The sequence below is a fragment of the Bacteroidota bacterium genome (assembly GCA_005882315.1).
Lineage (GTDB): Bacteria > Bacteroidota > Bacteroidia > Chitinophagales > Chitinophagaceae > VBAR01.
The window spans coordinates 43,488-67,240 of record VBAR01000002.1 but is presented as its reverse complement, the minus strand read 5'-3'; the positions used below and the strand labels follow the sequence as shown (position 1 = coordinate 67,240).

Genomic DNA, 23,753 nt, shown 5'->3' with positions numbered 1-23,753 from the left:
TCCCGACTTTTGACCGGGACTATTTTTCTTTATTGCTGATAGATGTTCCTACTGCTACTGGTGCAGGAACATTGTATCCACTGTTGTTACTGTATTTAGCACTACAGGAATATTTAATCGAAAACTATCTCTGAATGTACTATTGGAAGGCATATAGTATAACTTATAATTACCTGCTGGCAAGCCTTTGATCATATACCCGCCGTTGGTGCCCGTAAATGTGCTCACTGTATCCGGGCCAAGAATTGCATGTACTACTGTCTGGAAAGTATCAGGTCTTACAAAACCTTTTATGGATCCGCCGACAGCAGACAATACTGTTCTGATTACCGGTTTGAGTTTGTATTTCTTATTGCCTGTTTTTACTATTGATTTAGCTACATCAAAATCCAGGGTGATCACATAAAGAATACCATTTACAACATCCGCATGTATATTCAGTTTAAGACCGCTTTGCTCTGCACTGGGTGTTTCTAATTTTATCATCGTTGGGTCGCCCTGTAGTTTCACAAAATTATCGGGTCCCAATATCAAACGCATTTGCTCCAAACGTCCTGAAGGAATATCAGCATCGGCCAGCAATGTATCATTGTCATTTACTAAGGTAAGCAGATCATATACTCCTGGATTTACACCTTGCAGGCTTTGCCAACCGTTCACAGAGTCGCCGCTTACATTGATCTGCACATCCCGTACATCAATGAATACTTTTTCATAATCACCGGGGTCATCCGTAAGGTAAACCTGGAGTTTTGCTTTATTAGCTCCGTCTGTTCCGGAACCGCCTTTTTTACAAGCTAATAAACTGATGCTGAGGGTAGATACGAATAGGGCAGAGTACAATAAAATCTTTTTCAAGGTTTGTGTTTTTAGTAGAACGAATAAGACAAGATTGGTGCCAAAACAGGAAAGATCTAAGGGTTTTTCATGTTTCGGATCATACAGCAGAAGCAATTTTCCGATTCCCGCCATCATTGTTTTAATAAAAAAAATACAACCTGCTTTTCCAAAGATGTTTAAAAATACTTACCTGTGTGGGAACGCTGATTTTTTTTGATGAGTGCCGGTGCGCCGGTAAAAATTACTTCACCGCCTGCATCACCTGCTTCTGGTCCGAGATCGATAAGCCAATCGGCGCTACGTATAACATCGGTATTATGTTCGATAACAATAATGGAATGCCCCTGTTCAATGAGTGCATTGAATGATGTAAGTAATTTTTTTATATCATGAAAATGTAACCCCGTTGTTGGTTCGTCGAAGATGAAGAGAATTTTATCCGTTGCATTTTTCTTACCGAGAAATGAAGCCAGCTTTACCCGTTGCGCTTCACCACCTGATAACGTATCTGATGATTGACCGAGTTTGATATAACCCAACCCAACATCACTCAGCGGTTGTATAGCCCTGTAAATGAAAGGCTCAGTAATAAAAAAATCTATTGCTTCATCCACACTCATATCTAAGACATCAAAAATACTTTTGTCTTTATACTTTACTTCCAATACTTCTTCTTTAAATCTTTTTCCGCCACAGCTTTCACAAACAAGATGTACATCGGCAAGGAACTGCATCTCTACTACCTGTTCGCCTTCTCCTTTGCAGGTATCGCATCGTCCACCATCTACATTGAATGAAAAATGTTTAGGCATAAAGGCACGCATCTTACTCAGCGGTTGCTTGGAATACAGGTCTCTTATTTCATCATATGCTTTGATGTACGTAACCGGGTTGCTGCGTGATGATTTACCAATGGGATTCTGATCTATCATTTCAATTTGTGCAATACCATCTACATCACCAGTTATAGCTTTATGAAAACCTACCTTATCACCAAACTCACCTTTTATTTTTTGTAAGGCAGGATAAAGAATTTGTTTTACTAAAGTCGTTTTGCCACTTCCGCTGACACCACTCACTACGCAAAGCACATTTAATGGAAACTCAACTGTTATGTTTTTTAAATTATGCTGTCTTGCCCCTTCTACTTTTATACTACGGTTCCATTTGCGTACAGACTTAGGTGGTTCAATTTTCAATTTACCGCTCAGGTATTTTCCTGTAAGACTCATCGGGTTCGAAATGATATCATCATAATCACCCTCGGCTATTACTTCGCCACCCAGGTGAGATGCCAGCGGTCCCATATCAATAATATGATCAGCTTCACGCATCATCATTTCGTCATGCTCAACTACAACAACAGTATTACCGAGGTCACGTAAACTTTTTAATACCCGAATAAGATTGGCAGTATCCCGTGAATGCAAACCAATAGAAGGTTCATCGAGTATGTACAATGAATTGGTAAGATTGCTGCCTAAACTTCTTGTCAATTGTATCCGTTGGCTTTCTCCACCACTTAATGAATTGGCAAGACGATTCATGGTGAGATAACCCAGACCAACATTTAATAATGTATCGAGCCGATTATTTATTTCTATTAAAATTCTTTTTGAGACCTGCCTGTCGTATTCACTGAGCTTCGCATCCAGTTCATCAAACCATTTTTTTAAATCCTTTGTTGGCAGCTCACTTAGTTCTCCAATATGTTTTTCATACACTTTTACATACAGCGCTTCTTTGCGCAAACGATAACCTTTACATTCTGTACATTGAGTACGGCCGCGGTAGCGGCTTAATAAAACCCTGTACTGCACTTTGTATAACTGAGATTCTACATCTTTAAAAAAATCATTGATGCCAATTCCATCCACACCTTCCCATAATTGCTGTATTTGTTTATCAGTTAAATCAGCAATGGCTTTATGAATTGGAAAGTTCACCAGCTTTGACCGTTTGATAAATTGCTGACGCCACCAATCCAACTTTTCTCCTCTCCATGCCGCCACAGCCCCATCATACACACTCAATCTTCTGTCGGGTATCACCAGGTCAGCATCAATACCCAGCACCTGGCTGAAGCCTTCACATACCGGACATGCACCAAATGGATTATTAAAGGAAAAAAGATTGGGCTGCGGTTCTTCGAACAGCATGCCGTCCAATTCGAAACGGTTGTTGAAATGGTGAATTGCCGGTTTTGAATCACCAGTTGTCTGCACTTCGAGATAAACATCACCTTCACCTTCGTAAAAAGCTGTGCCAATAGAATCTGATAATCGATGGATATCATCTTCATCAAAATCTTTTACCACAATTCTGTCAACAAGAATATAATCAGGAGCCTTTGACTTAAGCTCTTTATCATTTAATTCAAGCAGTTCTTCGATCCTCATTATTTCACCTGCATGATACATCCTTGAGAAACCTTTTTGGACCAAAATGTTTAGTTCTTCTTTAAGGTTCCTGTTTTTATGTTGCTTGAGTTTGGTAAGAATATAAACACGATCGCCTTCATTCAATTTCTTTATCGCCTCAACCACATCCTTTACATCATCCTTTTTTACCTGTCGGCCCGAAACAGGTGAGTACGTTTTTCCGATCCTTGCAAACAATAATCGGAGATAATCGTACAACTCTGTCATACTGCCAACTGTACTACGGGGTGTTCTTGTTATTACTTTTTGTTCGATGGCAATGGCCGGACACAATCCTTTTATGTAATCCACATCCGGTTTGTTCATCCGGTTCAGGAACTGGCGGGCATAGGCACTCAGACTTTCAGCATATCGCCGCTGGCCTTCAGCATAAAGAGTATCAATAGTTAGTGAGGACTTACCCGAGCCGGATACCCCTGTGACTACAATCAGCTTATTACGGGGAATTTCGACCGAAACATTCTTGAGGTTATGCACCCTTGCACCTTTAATAAAGATGTTTGTTGCGGAAATTACGGAACTGCTTTTCGGGGATTTCTGCCCTTTTATTAATTCACTCATATCACGAAGAGCAAATGTAAAGCCTTATCCAATGCGTATTTGAGGGAATCATTAACATTTTTTTTACCAAATTGGGGCAACAAACGCAATAAAATATTTGGAGTAACTCAAGAAAGTTTTACTTTTAAAGTCCAATATCCAAATAAACAAAATGAAAAACCAAAAACACTTCCCGCCTATAGCATAAACATCTACACGACGAATTTTTACTGTTTTAAATTTTACTGTCAACCAATATCCTTAAACCAGTCTGTTTGTACTACCGCAACCAGGCAAAAACTAGTTAGTTTATGAAAGCACTATCCAAAAAAACGGATCACGAACTGATCCAACTTTTCACCGAGGGGAATTCTGATGCATTAGAAGCATTGGTATTACGTCATAAAGAGAAGTTATATACTTCAATTTTGTTCCTTGTAAAAGACAAATACCTTGCCGAAGACATTTTCCAGGATGTTTTTATCCGCATTATTGATACCATGCGTGGTGGCCGCTACACCGAAGAAGGAAAATTTCTTCCATGGGCTATGCGAATAGCACATAATTTATGCGTGGATCATTTCCGTAAAGTAAAACGTACGCCTACTATCCGTAACAGCGAGAACAATGACATTTTTGATGTAATAAAATTCAGTGATGAATGTGCGGAGACAAAAATGACCCGCCAGCAAAGTCATGACCGTGTTAGAACGATGCTTGATCAATTACCCGAAGATCAACGTGAAGTAATAGTGTTACGTCACTTTGCCGATTTAAGTTTTAAAGAAATAGCAGCAATGACTGATTGTAGCATTAATACGGCACTCGGTCGTATGCGTTATGGTTTGATCAACCTGCGCAAAATGATGATACAAAAACAAATTGCTTTATAAATCCAAGTTCTTGTCATCCTGTGTCTCCGCCGGAGAGAATCAGAAACAGTAACATGTTTTCGATTGCTTACAACCGGGCTGGCATAGGATGACACTTAATTAAACCGCCGCTACAAGGAGAAAAACCATTGTATGCGGCGGTTTTGTATTTTGATCTTCTGTGAATTATTTTTTTTCGCTTACTTCTTTATGTGCATCGAGTCCGCATTTCAGCCATTCGATAAACTCATCCGCATCGGGTGTATAGTACTTTGTTTTTGTCAATGCTTTTTGATCGGCAGTGATGATGGCATATTGAGGTTGTGAAGTAGCGCCAAAGTTTTCAATTTGAAAAGTTGCCCATTTATCCCCTACCGTAATAATTGATTTCTCACTTCCATCAGAAAGTTTAACTGTTGTCCTTTCTGTAAGTGGTAGCTTTCTTCTTTCATCAACATATAATGAAACGACGACAAATTCATTCCGCATCAGGCTGTCAACAATTTTATTGGGCCATACTTTTTCCTCCATCCTGCGACAGTTAACGCATGCCCATCCTGTAAAATCAATCAGCACTGGTTTGTTTTCTTTTTTTGCCAAAGCCAATGCTTCTTTGTAGTCATTCTGCATAGGCTCAAATATTTCCTTATGCTTGGTTGCTGAACTATAAAGGCTATAAGTAGTACGCGGAGGCGGGAAACCACTGATCAATTTCAGATCAGCATACTTTGTATTTGTAAGTCCGGGTATAAGATAGATCGTAAAAGAAGCGAACAGTACGATAAAAGCAATCCGGGTAAAAGAATATTTTTTTACAGGGGAGCTGTGGGAAAACTTTAATAATCCAACGAGATATAAAACAGTTAACAATCCAATCAATATCCACAAGCCAATAAAGATTTCACGTTTTAGCAATCCCCATTGTTTAACCAAATCAGCATTAGATAGAAATTTTACTGCGAGTGCCAGCTCCACAAAACCTAATACCACTTTTACATCCGTCATCCAACCTCCGGATTTTGGCAATGATTGCAGCCAGGTAGGGAACATAGCAAACAAAGCAAACGGTAAACCCAAGGCTAATCCAAAACCGGCGGCCCCTGCAGTAAGTGGCCATGCTCCCTGGTCAGCCACGCCAACTAATAATGTGCCGAGAATAGGACCCGTACATGAAAATGAAACGATGGCGAGTGTCGACGCCATAAAAAAGATACCACCGATATTTCCAAGACCGGATTTAGAATCGACTTTATTGGCCAATCCCGACGGTAGCCCTATTTCAAACAGTCCAAAAAATGAAAGGGCAAAAAATACAAATATTGCAAAGAAGAAAATATTCAACCCAACATTGGTAGAAATATTATTAAAAATCTCTTTATTGATCGAGCTGCTGGCTACATGAAAGGGAACAGTTATTAAAACATAAATAAGAAAAATAAAACTGCCATACATGATGGCATTTGCAACTCCTTGTTTTTTATCAACTGATTTCTTTGTAAAGAATGTAACTGTAACCGGAACCATTGGAAATACACAGGGGGTCAATAATGCGATCAACCCACCCAAAATGCCTAACAGAAATATGCTGAGTATGCTTTTATTTTTTGTTCCGTCATCACCGCATTTCTTTACAGGATCATAAATATCGATTGAAGCAACTTTAATAACCGAAGCAGTAGATATACCGCCTTCTAATGCAACTGAAAAATTCAACGGCAGATCGCCTAAAAAAGTCGTACCATTTCCGAAGTAATAAGTTAAAGTACCCTGTAACTCTGCCGGTACCACATCTTTGAACGCAATGCTTGCTTTCCATTCTGTTGGTCCTTCATATACTTTTACCGATGCGTTCTCAAAAAATGGACTATTGAAAGTTTTTGAAACGCCAGATTCAGCAAATTCTTTTTCGATTGTGATTGATGAATCTTTAATGATCATCTCAACTGCTTTTACACCGCCCGGCTCCTGGTTAGGTGCATATAACTGCCAGCCTGCGTGGCCCTGTGTAGAAAATATCAGTTCATATTTTTTATCTGCAATTTTTTTGGAAGAAACATTCCATTGATACTTTGAAACTGTATCCTGCGCTATTAATTTAGTATTAACGAGTGAAGCAATCAGTAGGAAAAATCCGGTAAGTATTTTTTTCGACATAGCAACTTATTAAAAAACAAACGGGTTCTCATAACAAGAACCCGTTTTATATAGGTTATATAAAAACAGTTCTGTTTATTTCAGCGCAACATTAAAATTAATAGTTTTCGGGGGCAGGCATTTTTTGTCATCGCAGGTTTGGAACTCTACACTTCCGCTCAGGTTAGTATTTACACTTCCCTTCAACTTTACCACTTGTACAAAATCGACTTTGTCGGAGTATTGGTTGGCAGAAAGACCCAATTCTTTGTCAACGAATTTTTCCATTTTACCTACTTCTTTGATCTTTCCATCGAGTTTTAGTAACGGGTTGGCAGTAATTGTAAAAGAGGTAGGGTTTGCAACTGCATCTTCGGGCTGAGTTTGTGAATACAAGTGCCAGCTTTTCTGTATCGTAGCAGTCATATGCACTTCAAAAGTTTTATCATCAACCTTCTTTGCTGAAAACGTCCAGCTTATGGGGTTTTGTGCATATACAAATGCTCCTATAAAAAGTGTAGCAATAGAAAAAAAGAGTTTCTTCATATTTTATTTATTTCTATCATACAAAAATCATTATTTTTTTCTTGACTGTCTGTTAAAATTTTGCATTACCAAAGTAACCCTATTTGAACTGCAATATTGTAACAAAACGGACAAACGGGAAGAGGAATTTTACGAACAGGCTGTATTAGCTGACCAATTCTTCTGCCATAAGCAGGGTCCGTATGATCTCATGGCCATCTGTGTTGCCAAGAGCAGCAGAGGTTGCCCTTTCAGGATGTGGCATCATACCAAACACATTACGATTAGCATTGCATATACCAGCAATATTCCTGGTTGAGCCATTCGGATTAGACGCATCAGTGATCCTTCCTTTTTCATTACAGTAATAAAATATCACCTGGTCGTTTGCTACAAGTCCGTCTAATGTTTTTTCATCTGCATAATATCTTCCTTCGCCATGGGCAATAGGAATTTTATAAATACGATCGCTATTATTATTGGTAAGCAAAACATTTTTGCAAGCAAACTGCTGATGCCCGTTTCGCAATAAACCTCCGGGCAATAAATGACTTTCACATAAGATCTGGAAACCGTTGCACACACCAAATACTTTTCCGCCGGCATTTGCAAATTCAATAACACTTTGCATCATAGGGCTAAAGCGGGCAATAGCGCCACAACGTAGATAATCGCCATAAGAAAAGCCACCGGGCAAAATGATGCAATCTTCTGTATTGAATTTACTAAGGTCTTTATCTTTATGCCAAAGCATACTTACATCCTGCCCGAGATCATATTTCAACGCATCATACATATCCCTGTCACAGTTAGATCCGGGAAAAACTACAACTCCAAATTTCATTGAGATGATTTTTTAAAAAGAAGAACAAAGATAAGGATATCGATAAAGTGAAGGAGGGACAGTTGCCAGTTATTATCCACTTTTCATATGGTCATTTAATCAATTCCACCCATGTTCATAATACTGGTAATAAAGAATAAAAGCAACAGATAACCAGAAAAATAGTAAAGGAACGATGCGCCATGCTGTGTACATATATGAGCTGGCATGAAATGCAGCAAATGGAACAACAATAAGCACCCAGTTTTCGAGATTTATCCCGGGCTGTAAAAAAGGTACTAAAACCGCTCCCAGCATATATAGTAAAAATAAGCTCCACGCCTTCCGGATATTGATCAGCATCTTGCGCAGGTTGTCCTGCACATACCAGGCTCCGGTAAGAAAAGGGATCACTAACAAGCTAAGGCCGCCGGCAAGAAAGAGGTTTTGTTGAAGTTGTGGAAATCCGAAACTAAGTTGTGGGATCAATGCAGAAGGATCCCATCTGTCAGTTAAATAAAGCCAGCCCCCATAAAAATAGACCGGTGTTGTAAGTCCAACTAAAAAAAGTAACCATTCATTTAATCGAAAAGGCCGAATGACCATCATGGCAAGAAAAACCCAAAGCACAAACACAATGACAGGGAAGAAAAAGAAGGTGGCAACGCCTAAAATAACACCACAATTAAATACAGGGCCTTTTGCCTCAGACTGATTATACGTTTTGAAAAGTATGATTAAAATGAGCAGTAAGAAAGTATTAATGAGCATCGGATCGGAAAACTGGTTCCATTCAGGAAACAACGATGTAATGACAAGGTAACTGAGGCCGGGCAAATAATTCTGGCGATTGAGCATCCGCTGGCTATTCATAAAACTATTCAGCATGATGGCTTGCACAAACAATATAATAACACTTAGTAATGGGTATAATGCATGAAAATGCTGGTTGTATGGATTTAAAAAATTGACAAGTATTTTATACAAAAAACCGTCATACTCATTTACAACAGGTGTGTAGTAGGTTGTAAAAACAGGAAGTTTGATGAGTATCCCGAAAAGAAGCAGTAGAAAAAAATTAACCGGATTTTTTTGTTTGAATATTCCTATCACAGATAAAGGATTAAAAGGTGAGTGTTATTAATACTCAGAAAACCTCACATCCGGTTTTCACCGGTACACTACTCACTAATTGAATTCAATTTTCGCAAAGCAAATAAAATTATTCCTGGCATAACAGGGTATGATAACCTGTTTCGTACTTACCTGTTTACCATATCTTGCCATAAACTCATAACCCTTGTCAAGGTTTTTCAAGGTAGGGTTACGGCTTACACTCCCATCCCGGGTAACACTGAAATCATTTAATAAAAGTACTCTTTTCTCCTGCACATTGAAAATAAAGTGGAGTTGACCTCCGGTATTTAGCATCTGGTAGGAAACAAGATGATCGGATTCATCATTGAACTGCTCTTTGGTGATGACATTATTCCATTCAAGGTTACCAGTTTTGTCAAATGAGAAAATAACAATATTTTCTGCCTGGTAACGCTCAGACTGGGTATTACTACTATTCCAAGCTGAACGTGACCAATAATTACCATTATAAGGTGAATTGATAGAATAATAATCAACCTGGGAAGTGTTCCAGGGCGAACGGTAGAGATAATCATACCTGTTCCAGGAATTATACCTGCTGGTGGTGTAGTAGCATTCCGTTCCAATAATAAAACCACCGTCCTTTCTGATCACAGTATTCCTTACAAAATAATCATTGAATGCCGCCCGCCAGTTACTGTTTTTATTAGCCTCCCGTCTTAACTCTTCGCTAAATTCAATTTTATTAAACATTACCTTCTCCCGGGAAGATTTATCCCACACCACGAAACAAAGTCCGTCAATATTTGATCGTTTCTGTGTATAAAAAAATGAAGTAAACAGGTAGCGCTTACTATAATTATCCACCTTTACCTGTATATCATCCAGGAGGATCTTATCAACAGGGATGGTATAATTAGTTAAACTGTCAACATCGCTGTATTTAACGATAAAACTTGCCTCGCTTATATTGTCACTATACTCCCTGTGTATTTTGGTAAATACCACGTCACCATCATTATCTACGTAAAACTCGCCAAGATGATCATTCCGCTCTTCCATTTTCAGCGTCATCCTGTCTTTCCGTTGCAATCCAAGCTGAAGATTAAAAAGTAAAGTAGTGATGGTGTAAAGCTTCCTGTTTCTTGAGTTGATCTTAAAAATAGCGATCTTGGTTTTATCCTCGCTTACAATAGCAGTATATATTTTATTATCGACGGTAAAATTGATGTGTGTTGTATCCAGTTGGATCAGTTCGGAAATTTTTTTTCCCATGCCATCTACTTTTACCGCCATACAATAAACAATATTTTTTTTCTGGTACTGGTAAAGCACATAACAGAAATCAGGGTATGGGAATAGATCCACATTGATCAACTTGTCATTTTCCGGGAGGTAATCCTGTTCAACGTTGGCTATTTCATTCATGTCGTTATCATAAATGGAGATGCTGTTGCTGTTCCGGATATTTTTATAGATCAAAAAATTACCGCCTACCTTACCTGCAATTTCAAAATTCATCCGGCGGGTATCATCTTTTCCCGGGGCGGAATAAATGATCCGTTGTGAGTATCCACAAAGGGCACAGAACAGAAAAAAAATAAATGGAGCAATCGTTTTCATCAAGGACATAGTTTTCATTTTTTTCACTTTCTAAAATTACAATATACGGGCCAAAACTGTTTCAAAAATTTATTGCCGTATGTCAAATAAAAGACAATTGTACAAGAGAGATGCTGTCTTCATTTTTATTACACACAAAAAAAGAATTGAAAAACAACCTTTCCCAATTTTTTTTCCATATAACTTTGTAAGATTGTTACCTGAGAAAATCTGTACCGGTCAACCCCCGGCCCGGAACTTCCTGGAAAATACAAGCTCACAAAGTGAAACACCCGAATAATAAAGCTACACTAGCCGGCCTACTGATTGCACTTGGAATTATTTATGGAGATATCGGTACTTCCCCGCTCTATGTGTTTAATGCCATTATTGACGATAAAATGGTAAGTGAAGAATTAATTCTTGGTACCCTTTCCTGTATCATTTGGACACTTACATTACAAACCACTATTAAATATGTTTTCCTCGTATTGCGTGCAGATAACCGCGGTGAAGGCGGAACATTCGCTTTGTACGCACTGGTGAGGCGAAGAAAAAAATGGCTCGTACTACCAGCTATGATCGGCGGCGCTGCCCTGCTTGCCGATGGTATTATTACACCACCCATTTCAATTACTTCTGCGGTGGAAGGATTAAAAGAACTACCGGCTCTGAATATTCACCAGGGTAGTAATTCAGTGGTTGTAATTGTAATCACAATCCTTGTTTTCTTTTTCTTCATGCAGCAATTTGGTACTGCATCCATTGGTAAAATGTTTGGACCGGTGATGCTTGTCTGGTTTACTATGCTGATGGTATTGGGACTGGTACATGTGTTTGACGATTTAGCAATATTTAAAGCCCTTAGTCCGTATTATGCGATCAATTTTTTAAGAAATTACCCGCAGGGTTATTGGTTACTCGGTGCAGTATTTCTTTGTACAACAGGCGCCGAGGCGCTTTATAGTGACCTTGGACATTGCGGAAAGCAGAATATCCGTACGTCGTGGGTCTATGTAAAAACATGTTTGCTGTTAAATTATTTCGGGCAAGGCGCTTATCTCCTGAAAGAACATGCCGGGGATATAATCACAGATGATTTTAAAGCAAAAAACGGCATCAATGCATTTTATGATCTGATGCCGCAATGGTTTATCATACCCGGTGTCATCATCGCCACATCCGCAGCTATTATCGCCAGCCAGGCTATGGTTTCCGGTGCATTTACTTTAATTAGTGAAGCAATGCGGTTAAACCTCTGGCCCAAACTCAGAATTAAATATCCATCTGAAGCAAAAGGACAATTATTTGTTCCAGCCATTAACATAATTATGTTTCTCGGATGTGCCGGTGTAGTACTTTATTTCCGCGAATCATCCAATATGGAAGCAGCCTATGGTCTCGCCATTATCGTTACCATGCTGATGACGACTTTACTGTTTGCCAATTATCTTGTTTTGCAGCGTGTCAAATCTATCTGGATCTATTTATTTCTTACCGTATATATTGTATTAGAGATCGGTTACCTCATTGCATTGATGGTAAAATTCATGCATGGCGGTTATATTACTTTGATCATTGGGTTTATAATGTTTGGTGTAATGTATGTCTGGTTCCGTGCAAGAAAGATCAAGAACCGCTATGTGGAGTTTGTGAGGCTTGAACATTACATACCAAAGATCCAGGAGTTAAGTAATGACAGATCGGTTCCTAAATACTCAACACACCTTGTTTATCTTACCAGCGCCAATAATCCTAAAGAGATCGAGCATAAGATCATTTATTCTATTTTGAACAAAAAACCTAAACGTGCCGACATTTATTGGCTAGTGCATGTCGATACACTTGATGATCCCTATACATCTGAATATAGAGTTGAACATATTATACCAAATGATATCATCCGCATTGATTTCAGGCTTGGTTTTAGAATAGAGCCAAAGATCAACCTGATGTTCCGTAAAGTGGTGGAAGACCTTGTGGCTAATAAAGAAGTGAATATTACAAGCCGTTATGAAAGTCTTGCCAGCAGTCATACGGTCGGCGACTTCCAGTTTGTAGTAATGGAAAAATATCTGAGCCAGGATAATGAACTGCCATTTTTGGAACGTGTTATCATGAAATTCCATTTCTGGTTGAAGGAGATCAGTTTGTCAGAAGAAAAAGGTTTTGGTCTCGATGTTTCAAATGTTACGGTTGAAAAATTCCCCATGATCGTGGCACCGGTTACAAATCTGAAATTAAAAAGAGTGGAAGATTAGATAATAGTCCATTATACGGGTTATTATTTTGAGTTTTGTATCTTCATCGGGATAGCTTCAATTCTAATTGCCAACTTTCATCTACTATATTGCCGGCAGCATTGTATTGCTTTCTGTGCTTGCCTATTTCCTGCAGGAGAAGTTTATTTTCAAACCTGAAAAACTCAAACAGGATTTTGAATTCAAATATGATATCCCCTTTGAAGAATATTTTTTTGATATTGAACCGGGTGTCCGGATAAACGGACTTCATTTCTCCCGGGAAAAACCCAGCGGACTCATTCTTTATTTTCATGGCAATACAAGAAGTATAAAAGGTTGGGCCAAATATGCCCGTGATTTTTACCGTTATAATTACGATGTGGTACTCGTTGACTATCGTGGTTTTGGCAAAAGCACTGGCAAGCGTAGTGAAAGGGAAATGCTGAATGATATGCAGTTTGTATATGATGAACTCAGAAAAAAATATGCAGAAGACCATTTGATTGTTTATGGTCGTAGCATGGGCAGTGGTTTTGCAACTAAACTTGCGTCGGATAATAATCCGAGATATTTAATTCTTGATGCACCTTATTTCAGTTTCAGAAAAGTAGTTGAGCGATTTTTACCGATACTTCCAGTTCGGATCGTTTTACGGTTTCAATTGCGTACCGACTTGTGGATAGAAAAAGTAAAATGCCACACTTATATACTTCACGGTACAAAAGATTGGTTGATTCCACTTAAACATAGCGAAAGGTTACAAAAGAAGAACTCACGTAAAATAACCCTGATAAGAATACCGGGCGGGCATCATAATGATTTACCCAATTTTCCGGAGTATCATAGTTTTATAAGGGATATTTTAAAATATTAGCAACCCGCCTGATCACAGGGACGATATGAAAATAGAGATTAGAAAAGCTGATCGTATGCTTAGTTACATTACCCGGATATTGACCCCCGTTATCTGCATTATATTTTTGCAATGCAGTTCTCAAAAAAATATTCAACAACCCGAGGACAATAGTTTTGAAAAACAAATAAATAAGCTGCAGAAAAATCCGAGAGATGAAAAAACCATTTCATCTGTTTCAAAGCAATACAAAAGCTTACAACAATCACACCTCGTACGACTAAATGAGGTGCCCCCTGCAACATTGACTAATAAAAATGAAATTATTTATGAGGAATACAAAGCCCTTCAGCAACTATACATAAGTATTCAATCTATACCGGGGCTTGCAATAACAGTCAAACCGGTTGATTATTCGGAGGAATTAAATACAGCTAAAGAAAATCTTGCAAAAACATTGATATCTGAATCAGAAAATCTTTTAAACAATGGAGATAAAGCTTCATGCAGGAAATCCTATTACAACCTGCTTAAACTACAGGAACTCCGACCGGGCGTGCCCTATCTCACTGATAAGTTAAAAGAAAGTCTACAGTGTGCTTTGATCAACATCATCATTCATGAACCTGTTACGGATGCAAAGCATAGCCATTATAATACTGATATACGTGAGTTTTACAAGGCAATACTTCAAAACATGCAGAATCAAAACACTCCAGTTTTTATTAGTATTGGAAGTGAAAGCCCTGATCCGGATGAATCAATAAAACTTGAACTTACACAATTTGATATTGGCATCATCACCAAAGACAATAATAGCCGGGATGCAGTAAATAATCAGCCCTATACGTCCGGTGGAAGAAGAAGTACGACCAGTGGTACCGGCACAACACCTGCATCTGCCACCATTACCACCACCCGTACGCTATCTAATTCGACAGGCACTCTTAAAATGGAAATTATCGGCAGAAATCAAAATGTAATTGACAAACAGGAATTCGCCGCTACTTACGAATGGAATAGTGAAATAAATACTTATACCGGCGACCGGCGGGCTTTAACTGCCAATGACCGATCACAACTTAGAAATCCAGTAAAAAACCCTCCCACTGATAATGAAATCGCATCAATACTCCTAAAACAGTTGAAGGAAAAAATTCTCTCCTATCTCCAAAGCCGCTATGCCGGTTTTTAGTTTTCTTTAAGCCGTTGTTAAGTATTCTCTAAAAGGAAAACCAATGTTGCGACTGGTTTGCTTTTTGAATTATACTTCAAAAGCGGAGGTTATATGAAAACAAAATTTTACACTTTATTTACTTTACTTGCTGTAACATTTTTCGTTAGTTGTAAAACTGCTACCAAGCTTTACAACAAGGGTAATTACGATGAAGCCGTTGAACTGGCGGCAAAGAAACTTCAGAAAAAACCGGATGATGCTGAGTTACAGGGTCTCATTCGTTCAGCTTACCAGTATGCGGTTAATGATCATGAAAGCAATATCCGCTCCCACTCAAATTCCACAAACGAATTGAGATGGGAATGGATGTACAATGAGTATTCAGCTTTACAACGACTCTACGATCTTACAAAAGGGAATGTTACGGTTGCAAGTGTTGTAGATCCCGTTGACTATTCTTCTTATGTTGAAACATATCGTGACAAAGCTGCTGATACAAGAATTGAAAGAGGCAATAATTGGTTTAGCCAGGATAACAGGCAGGCGTATAAAAACGCCTATTATGAATATCGTGTGGCTGATGGCTTCAAACATGGCAGCGATATTTCATTAAAAAACAAATTGACCGATGCCTATGAAATGGCCGTGATAAATGTGGTAGTCCTACAAATGACTGACAACAGATACAGGTATGGTTCTTACAACAGCAATAATTCCATCCGCAATCTTGATGATGAAATTCTGAGACAATTAAGATATAACACTGGAAATGATTTTGTAAGATTTTATTCCGAAGGAGAAGCAAGAAGTAATAATGTAAGACCCGACCAGTTTATTGATATGCGTTTCAGCAACTTCAATATTGGTCGTACAAGAGATGAAAACTCCTACCGGGATGTTACAAAAAGGATCGTTGTGAAAGAAACTGTATATCGTCCTGATTCCATCGTGTATGAATATAAAGATGTGAAAGCAAGAATCACCACGACAAAAAGAACAATGCTATCAGAAGGATTTTTGCAGGTAAATGTAAAAGATCAGGATGGCCGTTGGTTATGGAGTGATGAGCTAAGAGGTGACCATAATTGGTGCAGTGAATTTGCAACTTACACTGGTGACGAAAGAGCACTGAGTGATGCAGATAAACAATTGATAAACCGCCAACGTGAAAATCCTCCTTATGAAAATGATATTATCCGGACTATCGTAAACAATATCGATAACGGTATTGCCGGAAGATTAAGAAACTACTACAGTCGGTTTTAGGTTTCATATTGGTTCGTTTTTTAGAGACAAGCTTTGCTTGTCTTTTTTTATTCCTCCAATGAAACCTCGAACGTATCAACCCTCAGGTCATATTTCACACCAACTTTCAATGCATAATTCTCTTTTTCATGACTAACAGGAAAACCAAAGCAAACAGGATATTTATATTCACTTACTGTGTCACGGATAATTTCATATGCAGATCGACCGAATGGTCTATCTGTATCTTTGTTATCAGTAAAGCCGCCAACGATCAGCCCTGCGAGTTTGGCTAATTTACCGGCACGTTTGAGTTGATACATCATCCTGTCAATATTATACAGGTACTCTCCTATATCTTCCAGGAATAATATCCTGTTCTTGGTCTTAATATCCGATTCAGAACCGACAAGATGGGCAAGCAAAGCAAGATTACCACCAACCAATTCACCGGTTGCTTCCCCCAGCCGGTTAAATTCATGACTGGCGCAATTATAACTTATCGCTTTTCCCTTCAGCACCTTTCTCAAAGATTGAACATATTCGTTTACAGCACCCCCATCATTGAATGCTGCAGACATTGGTGCATGTAATGTTGCAATGTCATAATTGGCGTAAATATGTGAATGCAGAACAGTGATATCACTAAACCCGATCACCCATTTAGGATTTTTTCGGAATTTTTTAAAATTGATCCTATCTATGATCCTTGTCATACCATAACCTCCGCGGCCACATAATACTGCACTCACTTCTTCATCATCCAGCATTTCCTGGAAATCTTTCAGCCGCTCCTCATCAGTACCGGAAAAATAATTTTGCGAAGTACTGCCAAGCGTTTTACCTGTTTTTACTTTATAACCCCATTGTAGTAAAGTATCAATGCATGTCTGCGCATTTTCAAATTGCATATAACCTGCGGGACAAACGATGCCGATCGTGTCGCCGGGTTGCAGGTATGGAGGGATCTGACTCATAGTTAATTCTTATTCCGGCAATTTACTAATATGAACTGATTAAATTTCACGAAGTGTAGCAAATTCAGGGTTAACTATCAACCGGTGATTTGCCCCATGTTTCAATGCAAAATTATTCCGTTGATGGCCAACCGGAAAATCAAAACAAACGGGGTAAGAATAGTTTTTTACTTTCTCCAAAACGATTTCTTCCAGTGTTTTTCCAAAATCCTCGGTGTCTTCGTCTTTTTTTACTTTAAATCCACCAATGATCAATCCCTTTAGTTTTGAAAGTTTTCCGGTTCGCTTCAGGTTCCAGAACATACGGTCAATGCTATACATATACTCGCCGGTATCTTCCACAAACAATATCTTTCCTTCCGTTTTTAAATCGGAAGGAGTACCAGCAAGAGTTTCGATCAGTTTTAAGTTTCCTCCAACCAATACACCTTCTCCTTTTCCGGTTTTATTATTTGTATTCGGAATGGCTTTGTACTCCTGGTGTATTCCCTTTAGCATTTGCTGTATTGATTCAATTGTTTCAATCTGTATTGGTTCTGCTTTACTCCAATCTTCCGGGAAACTGTTAGTCATTTTTGAATGAATGGAAGCAATACCAAAATTTCTGTTGAGGTGTGTATGAAAAACGGTGATATCACTAAAGCCAATGATCCATTTTGGTTTTACTTTGAATTTTGTCCAGTTTAATCCGTCAATGATCCGCACAGCGCCATAGCCACCTCTTGCACACATAATGGCTTTTATTTTCGGATCATCCAGCATCTGTTGAAAATCCTTTCTTCTTTCTTCATCTGTTCCGCCGAATGTAAAATCTTTTTTACCGATCGTATCTCCAATTTTGATTTGAAATCCCCAGCTTTCCATTTGTTTAACTGCAGGCTGCATTTCTTCCAGGGTAATATAACCTGCAGGCGAAGTAATACCGATCGTATCTCCCTCCTTCAGGTATTTCGGTAATATGGGTGAAGTTGCTTCGTCTTCAAAAGAAATTTCAGTTTTGCCAAAAGAAGGGATGGCGAATGCTGACACCAGTGCAGAGCCAAGGAAATTTTTGCGATTCATTTAAATTGATTTTCGATAAAAAGATACGAAGGATTGCTTTTAAATAAGTTTGAATATATTTAAATCTGTAAACTGCAACATATGAAAAAGTTCTTCCTGCCATTAGTTATCTCTTTTTTTCTTTTCTCGTTTATTAATGCCCAACAAAAAGTAATTCAGTTATATGACGGCCCTGCTCCCGGTTCGGAAACATGGAATTGGGAAGAAAAAGAAAATGATAAAAATTCCTGGGGAACAAAGGTTGTGTATAATGTATCGAAACCAACATTAATAGTATTCGCACCCGATGCTGATAAAGCTAACGGAACAGCAATGATCATAGCACCCGGTGGTGGTTTTCATGCCTTATCCATCAACAGCGAGGGATATGATGTGGCAAAATGGCTGGTGCAAAAAGGAGTTACCTGTTTTGTTTTGAAATACCGGCTAATACATTGCTTAACTAATGACCCTACTGAAGAATTCACGAAAAAACTGGGAACGAAAGAATTAGAAGATCAAACAGGCAAACTTATTCCGCTGGCAATAGCCGACGCAAGAAATGCAATTGCTTATGTACGTAAACATGCCACGGAATTTAATATCGCAACGGACAGGATCGGCTTTATCGGCTTTTCTGCCGGAGGCACATTAGCCGGGTCAGTTGCATTTGGTTATTCAAAAGAAAATAAGCCTGATTTTTTTGCACCTATTTATCCTTTCTTTCCTTCTTCGATGCATGGCACTGTTGCTAATGATGCACCACCCTTGTTTACTGTAACAGCTACTGATGATCATTTTGGTTTTGCTCCACACAGTATAGATCTCTATAGTAAATGGATCGCCAATAAAAAGGATGCTGAAATGCATCTGTATGCAAAAGGCAATCACGGGTTTGGTATGCGCAAACAAAATTTACCGACTGATAACTGGATCGAACGTTTCTATGAATGGATGGGAGTGATGGGATTGCTTGCAAAGAAAGCACCAGCACCAGCTAATACGGCTTTCGATATTTACCAGAAAAAAGAATATGTCTATGCGGATGGAAAAACACTTCCTTACCGGGTTTTATATCCCGAGAATTATGATAAAACAAAAAAATATCCTTTGATCTTATTTCTGCATGGCTCAGGAGAAAGAGGGAACGATAATGAAAAACAACTGACACATGGTGCTAAACTTTTTCTGAAGGATGAAAACAGGAAGAACTTCCCTGCTATCGTTGTATTTCCCCAATGCCCGCAGGAATCAGCCTGGGCTGTAATAAAAATTGACAGGAATGTTCAACCTGTTAAAATGGATTTTGATTATACAATGGAAGGCAACTGGCCATTGCTTGCAGCAAACGACCTTGTAAGAAAGCTTTCAAATGAAGAAGGAGTTGACAAATCGAAAATTTATATCTCTGGTTTATCACTTGGTGGTATGGGAACATTTGAATCGGTATATAGAAATCCCGATCTGTATGCTGCTGCATTGCCTATTTGCGGTGGTGGTGATGTGAACCATTATGATAAAAGAATTACAAAAACTGCGTTTTGGATTTTTCATGGTGATGCTGATGCCTCAGTAGATGTAAAACTCTCTAGGGAAATGGTGGACAAACTAAAATCTTTAAAGGCAGAGGTAAAATATTCAGAATATCCCGGCGTAAAACATAATAGCTGGGATAATGCTTTTGCAGAAGCAGAATATTTAAGCTGGATGTTTGGCCACAAAAAGAAAAAGTAAATTTTATGCAGCAACCTTTTCATAACCATGTTGCAGTAGTTACAGGCGCAGGCCAGGGCATTGGTTTTGAAATTGCACACCAGCTTGCATTGCATGGAGCATCAGTTCTATTAAACGACATTGATGAAAGTCTTACCACATCAGCCGTAAATAAAATAACAAAAGAAGGATGCATATGTGATGGCCTTGCCGGCGATGCTTCAAATATTTCATTTATCAACCAAATGGTGGAATCTGCTGTAAGACGTTTTGGGAAACTTACCATTGCAATAGCAAATGCTGGTATTACTTTATATGCAGATTTTTTTGATTATACATCCGATTCATTTGAGAAAGTAATGAAATTGAATCTTGGTGGAAGTTTTTTTCTTGCACAGTCAGCGGCTAAGCAAATGAAAAAACAGGAATCGGGTGGAAGTATTTTATTTATGTCATCAGTTGTAGGACACCAGGCTCATAAAAACCTGGCTGCCTATGCAATTACTAAAGCCGGATTGGAAATGCTGGCAAAAAATTTAGTGATTGAACTATCGCCTTATAAGATTACTGTGAATACTATTGCACCCGGTGCTACATTAACTGAAAGAACAACAGATGATAAGGAATATGAAAAAACGTGGAGTCGAATTACTCCAATTGGAAAACCCGCAACTACAACAGATATTGCAAATGCCGCTTTGTTCCTGGTATCACCCAACGCAGCACATATTACAGGACAGAGTTTGATAATTGATGGAGGATGGACATCAGTGAGTCCATCTCCTTACTAACTCAGTATTATTATTCTTTCTTATCAGGTTCTTTCAACCGCATCGACTGAAATTTTAAATAAGTAAGCGAACGCCATAACCATTCTGCCGGGCCGTAAAGGAAATATTTCATCCAGAAAACACTGAAAATGACTTGTAAGATGAAAATTGAAACGGCAATCAAAACTAAATATTGTGTGTAAAGCTTCCCATCCAACCCAAGTCCATACGGAAACATGAGCAGAGCCATTGCAATGCATTGAGTAAAATAATTGGTAAGGGGTATTCGTCCTGTATCTTTTAGTGCATCAAGTAAAATATTTTTCCGGCCTTTTAATTTTTGATAACCTAATACGAATAAAGAAATGTAAAAAAAGCTTAAAGCAGGGTCGGCTATCTTAATTAAGTAACTGATAGTCTCCCAATCAGGGGTAATTATTTTTTTTAAAGCCAGACCCCAAACGATGAAATGCAAAAGATTGCCCCCAACTCCAATAATGAGCCCTCCCCAAAATATTCTTTTCCAGAAAACAGCATGTTTCTCAATAGAAGTGAACAAACCTTTTCTCCAACTGTATACACCCAATAAAAAAATGCAGAATATAATTGGTAATGACTGGTGCTTAAATGTATATACTGATTCTAATTGACCTGGTAAACTAGCCAATCTTGCTTTTGAAAAACTCAAGAAATCTTTCTTTCTTTCAGCTAACGCCCATGCAGAATCAATAGGCGCTCTTGCCTTTTTAATCAACGCTATTTCCTGAGGGCTCTTCTTTTTGTCTATCAGCAAGCGAAAGGGACGATAAAAAACTGCAAGTATTAAAAATATTAATGCAGCTGTTAATAATGTTTTAGGGCCGGCTTTATAAAATAACAATAAGGGAATACTTAAAATGGAATACCGTATTAAAATATTTCTTTCTTCAATAAATATATAAAAAAAGCAAGCCAACAAAAGTAAAATCAAAGATCTCCATACAAACCTCATCGGCCCTCCATTTTTTTTCATGGATTTATCCATCCAGATTGCAAAGCCAATTCCAAATAAAAAAGCGAATATGGGATAAAAATTTCCTTCGGCAATATCAATAACTATTTGCCTTATCCAACTATTTACTTCATTAAAGTCGGGTGAGGTTTTGGGAACTGAAAAACTATAATCATCCACAATATTTACTAATAAAATTCCGAAAAGAGCAAACCCTCGAAGAATGTCAAGTATATGAATACGTTGTTTCAAAGTTACCGGGCCAACGGTTGCTTGTATCATGGTGTAGTTTTAAATATTTAGAGTTTGTTTTATTTCTGATTCATCTGCACCCTTTAACCGCATCGGCTGAAATTTTAAATAAGTAAGCGAACGCCAGAGCCATTCTGCCGGACCAATGCGGAAATGTTTAAACCACCAATGGCTAAAAATAAGAATCAACACAAACGCAGCGAGTGCAAATAACAATCTCAAAAAAAGGCCTATTTGTCCGGCAAGTGCAAAACCCTGATCTCCTAATATGAAACGGTCTGCTATCATTAACGATAATAAATAACTGGTGAGTCCCATCCGGCCAACAGGTATAAAAAATGAAAGCCGTTTTTTCCATTCTGGCTTTTCAAGTAATAATGTCAGCCATGCTATAATCCCCAATGCCATGAGAATTGCGCCAATATCCCAGCATAAGCGGTACCAGAGAAATAACCTGTAATAGGATTCATAAGGGCTGCCATTTATATACTGAAAAGCATCATACCCGAGTGGAATTATTATTCCCGTCGTTCCAAAAATCAGGCACCACTTTATTGTGTTTTGGAAAAACGATCGGTTTGCAGGAATATCTGAAAATACTTTCCGTCGGCCTGCATAAGTGCCTAAGAAAAACAGAGGCAGTATTCCGCCAAGAAATCCAAGAACAAAATCTTTCCAGGTTATATTTTTCACCCAACCCCAGAAATTTTTTGCATTCCGGGTTATAAACTTCTTATAAGTTATTTTTTGCTGGTCAAATTTCATTGCCTTTCTTTTCTTTAATTGCTCTTTCAACGCAAGCTGCAGGTCCGTGTTTATTTTTTTCCAGGTGGTTTTTCTGCCATCTGCATTAACGTTAACAAACCTATCTACATTTCCTGCGGAGTCTTTCATGAATTTTATTCTGCCATTTGCATCAACCCGGAAGAACTCTGAATCAGAAAAGGGAGCTAATCGGTAATGAATTGTCGGCCCCTCCTCAATTAATTTATTTCCTTTTCTTATTAAAATCACGTTTAATACGGGTGATAACTGGTAAACTCCAACATAGCTATCCAGTTTGGCAGTATCTATTGTAATGTTTTTATTGACTGACGGCATCTTGGGCTGACGGTTAATTGTATCCCGGGTCCAATAAAAAAAGATACAAGCTACCGCAAGCCATGGCAAAAATTTCTTCGGTAGCTTATATAGAATTAAAAGCACCAGGCCTGCCATTGCATATTCATCAAGTACACCACGGCCAGTAATAAATATTTTTATAAATGCACCAAACAGGAAAAGAACTATCAGGCGGCGCATGTAAATAAAAATAAAATTGCTGTCCTTTTCTTTGGCTCTTAGCATTTGAATAGCAAAGCCAAGCCCAAATAGAAAACAAAAAATGTTCATGAATTTATCATCCAGGAAAAATTTGATTGACCAGTAAGCAAGTTGATCAAAAAAACCTGCCCGCCCCTGCATGGGCACCATACCCGGGTTGTCAACCGTCATGTTTACTACCAGGATGCCTAGCAGCGCAATTCCACGAATAATATCAATAGTCTGAATGCGTTCCTGTGGTGCTACAGGCTGGAGTGTTTGCTGTTGCATGTTGGTTCGGTTATATTATGAATC

18 protein-coding genes are annotated in these 23,753 nt (G+C 38.4%); 7 read left to right on the top strand and 11 right to left on the bottom strand.

Annotation, left to right across the window (positions count from 1 at the left end; translation table 11 throughout):
* Positions 1-54 precede the first annotated feature (54 nt).
* Both E6H07_11435 and uvrA read right to left on the bottom strand, forming a co-directional pair.
* Positions 55-972, bottom strand: coding sequence for a DUF4382 domain-containing protein (locus E6H07_11435; protein ID TMI63752.1), 918 nt, complete (start codon positions 970-972; stop codon positions 55-57).
* A gap of 44 nt (positions 973-1,016) precedes the next feature.
* Positions 1,017-3,842, bottom strand: a complete 2,826-nt coding sequence (gene uvrA / locus E6H07_11430; protein TMI63390.1) for an excinuclease ABC subunit A — start codon at positions 3,840-3,842, stop codon at positions 1,017-1,019.
* Positions 3,843-4,132: 290 nt separating this feature from the next.
* Here uvrA and E6H07_11425 point away from each other — a divergent pair, with 290 nt between their 5' ends.
* On the top strand, positions 4,133-4,714 hold the full coding sequence (locus tag E6H07_11425; protein TMI63389.1) for a sigma-70 family RNA polymerase sigma factor: 582 nt from the start codon (positions 4,133-4,135) through the stop codon (positions 4,712-4,714).
* A gap of 165 nt (positions 4,715-4,879) precedes the next feature.
* Here E6H07_11425 and E6H07_11420 read toward each other — a convergent pair whose 3' ends face one another.
* From E6H07_11420 to E6H07_11400, 5 genes are all read right to left on the bottom strand, one after another.
* The gene (locus E6H07_11420) at positions 4,880-6,847 is read right to left on the bottom strand and encodes a DUF255 domain-containing protein (protein ID TMI63388.1); all 1,968 of its coding nucleotides are present in this window, start codon (positions 6,845-6,847) and stop codon (positions 4,880-4,882) included.
* 75 nt (positions 6,848-6,922) lie between these two features.
* Entirely contained in the window at positions 6,923-7,372 is a 450-nt protein-coding gene (locus E6H07_11415) for a hypothetical protein (protein ID TMI63387.1), read from the bottom strand.
* A 145-nt stretch (positions 7,373-7,517) separates the two neighbouring features.
* Entirely contained in the window at positions 7,518-8,195 is a 678-nt protein-coding gene (gene purQ / locus E6H07_11410) for a phosphoribosylformylglycinamidine synthase subunit PurQ (GenBank protein ID TMI63386.1), read from the bottom strand.
* A 99-nt stretch (positions 8,196-8,294) separates the two neighbouring features.
* Positions 8,295-9,287 (bottom strand): hypothetical protein, encoded by a 993-nt coding sequence (locus E6H07_11405; GenBank protein TMI63385.1) that lies wholly within the window; start codon positions 9,285-9,287, stop codon positions 8,295-8,297.
* Between the two features lie 75 nt (positions 9,288-9,362).
* Positions 9,363-10,904 (bottom strand): hypothetical protein, encoded by a 1,542-nt coding sequence (locus E6H07_11400; GenBank protein ID TMI63384.1) that lies wholly within the window; start codon positions 10,902-10,904, stop codon positions 9,363-9,365.
* A gap of 254 nt (positions 10,905-11,158) precedes the next feature.
* On the opposite strand from E6H07_11400, the gene E6H07_11395 reads away from it, so the two are divergent.
* From E6H07_11395 to E6H07_11380, 4 genes are all read left to right on the top strand, one after another.
* Complete coding sequence (locus E6H07_11395; GenBank protein ID TMI63383.1) at positions 11,159-13,135, top strand: potassium transporter Kup; 1,977 nt, start codon at positions 11,159-11,161, stop codon at positions 13,133-13,135.
* 67 nt (positions 13,136-13,202) lie between these two features.
* Positions 13,203-13,991: a lysophospholipase gene (locus E6H07_11390; GenBank protein TMI63382.1), complete on the top strand. Its 789-nt coding sequence runs from the start codon at positions 13,203-13,205 to the stop codon at positions 13,989-13,991.
* Between the two features lie 25 nt (positions 13,992-14,016).
* Entirely contained in the window at positions 14,017-15,165 is a 1,149-nt protein-coding gene (locus tag E6H07_11385) for a hypothetical protein (protein TMI63381.1), read from the top strand.
* 93 nt (positions 15,166-15,258) lie between these two features.
* Entirely contained in the window at positions 15,259-16,413 is a 1,155-nt protein-coding gene (locus E6H07_11380) for a hypothetical protein (GenBank protein TMI63380.1), read from the top strand.
* Positions 16,414-16,460: 47 nt separating this feature from the next.
* Here the strand turns inward: E6H07_11380 and E6H07_11375 are convergent, their stop codons facing one another.
* Complete coding sequence (locus E6H07_11375) at positions 16,461-17,369, bottom strand: LD-carboxypeptidase (protein ID TMI63379.1); 909 nt, start codon at positions 17,367-17,369, stop codon at positions 16,461-16,463.
* Between the two features lie 39 nt (positions 17,370-17,408).
* Positions 17,409-18,431, bottom strand: coding sequence for an LD-carboxypeptidase (locus E6H07_11370; protein ID TMI63378.1), 1,023 nt, complete (start codon positions 18,429-18,431; stop codon positions 17,409-17,411).
* Positions 18,432-18,512: 81 nt separating this feature from the next.
* Between E6H07_11370 and E6H07_11365 the strand changes: the two genes are divergently transcribed.
* Entirely contained in the window at positions 18,513-20,144 is a 1,632-nt protein-coding gene (locus tag E6H07_11365; protein ID TMI63377.1) for a hypothetical protein, read from the top strand.
* 5 nt (positions 20,145-20,149) lie between these two features.
* Positions 20,150-20,914 carry an SDR family oxidoreductase gene (locus E6H07_11360; GenBank protein ID TMI63376.1) on the top strand — a complete coding sequence of 255 codons (765 nt, stop codon included), beginning with the start codon at positions 20,150-20,152 and terminating at the stop codon, positions 20,912-20,914.
* 10 nt (positions 20,915-20,924) lie between these two features.
* Here the strand turns inward: E6H07_11360 and E6H07_11355 are convergent, their stop codons facing one another.
* Both E6H07_11355 and E6H07_11350 read right to left on the bottom strand, forming a co-directional pair.
* The gene (locus tag E6H07_11355) at positions 20,925-22,166 is read right to left on the bottom strand and encodes a DUF418 domain-containing protein (GenBank protein ID TMI63375.1); all 1,242 of its coding nucleotides are present in this window, start codon (positions 22,164-22,166) and stop codon (positions 20,925-20,927) included.
* A gap of 9 nt (positions 22,167-22,175) precedes the next feature.
* Positions 22,176-23,729, bottom strand: a complete 1,554-nt coding sequence (locus tag E6H07_11350; GenBank protein TMI63374.1) for a DUF418 domain-containing protein — start codon at positions 23,727-23,729, stop codon at positions 22,176-22,178.
* Positions 23,730-23,753: the final 24 nt, after the last annotated feature.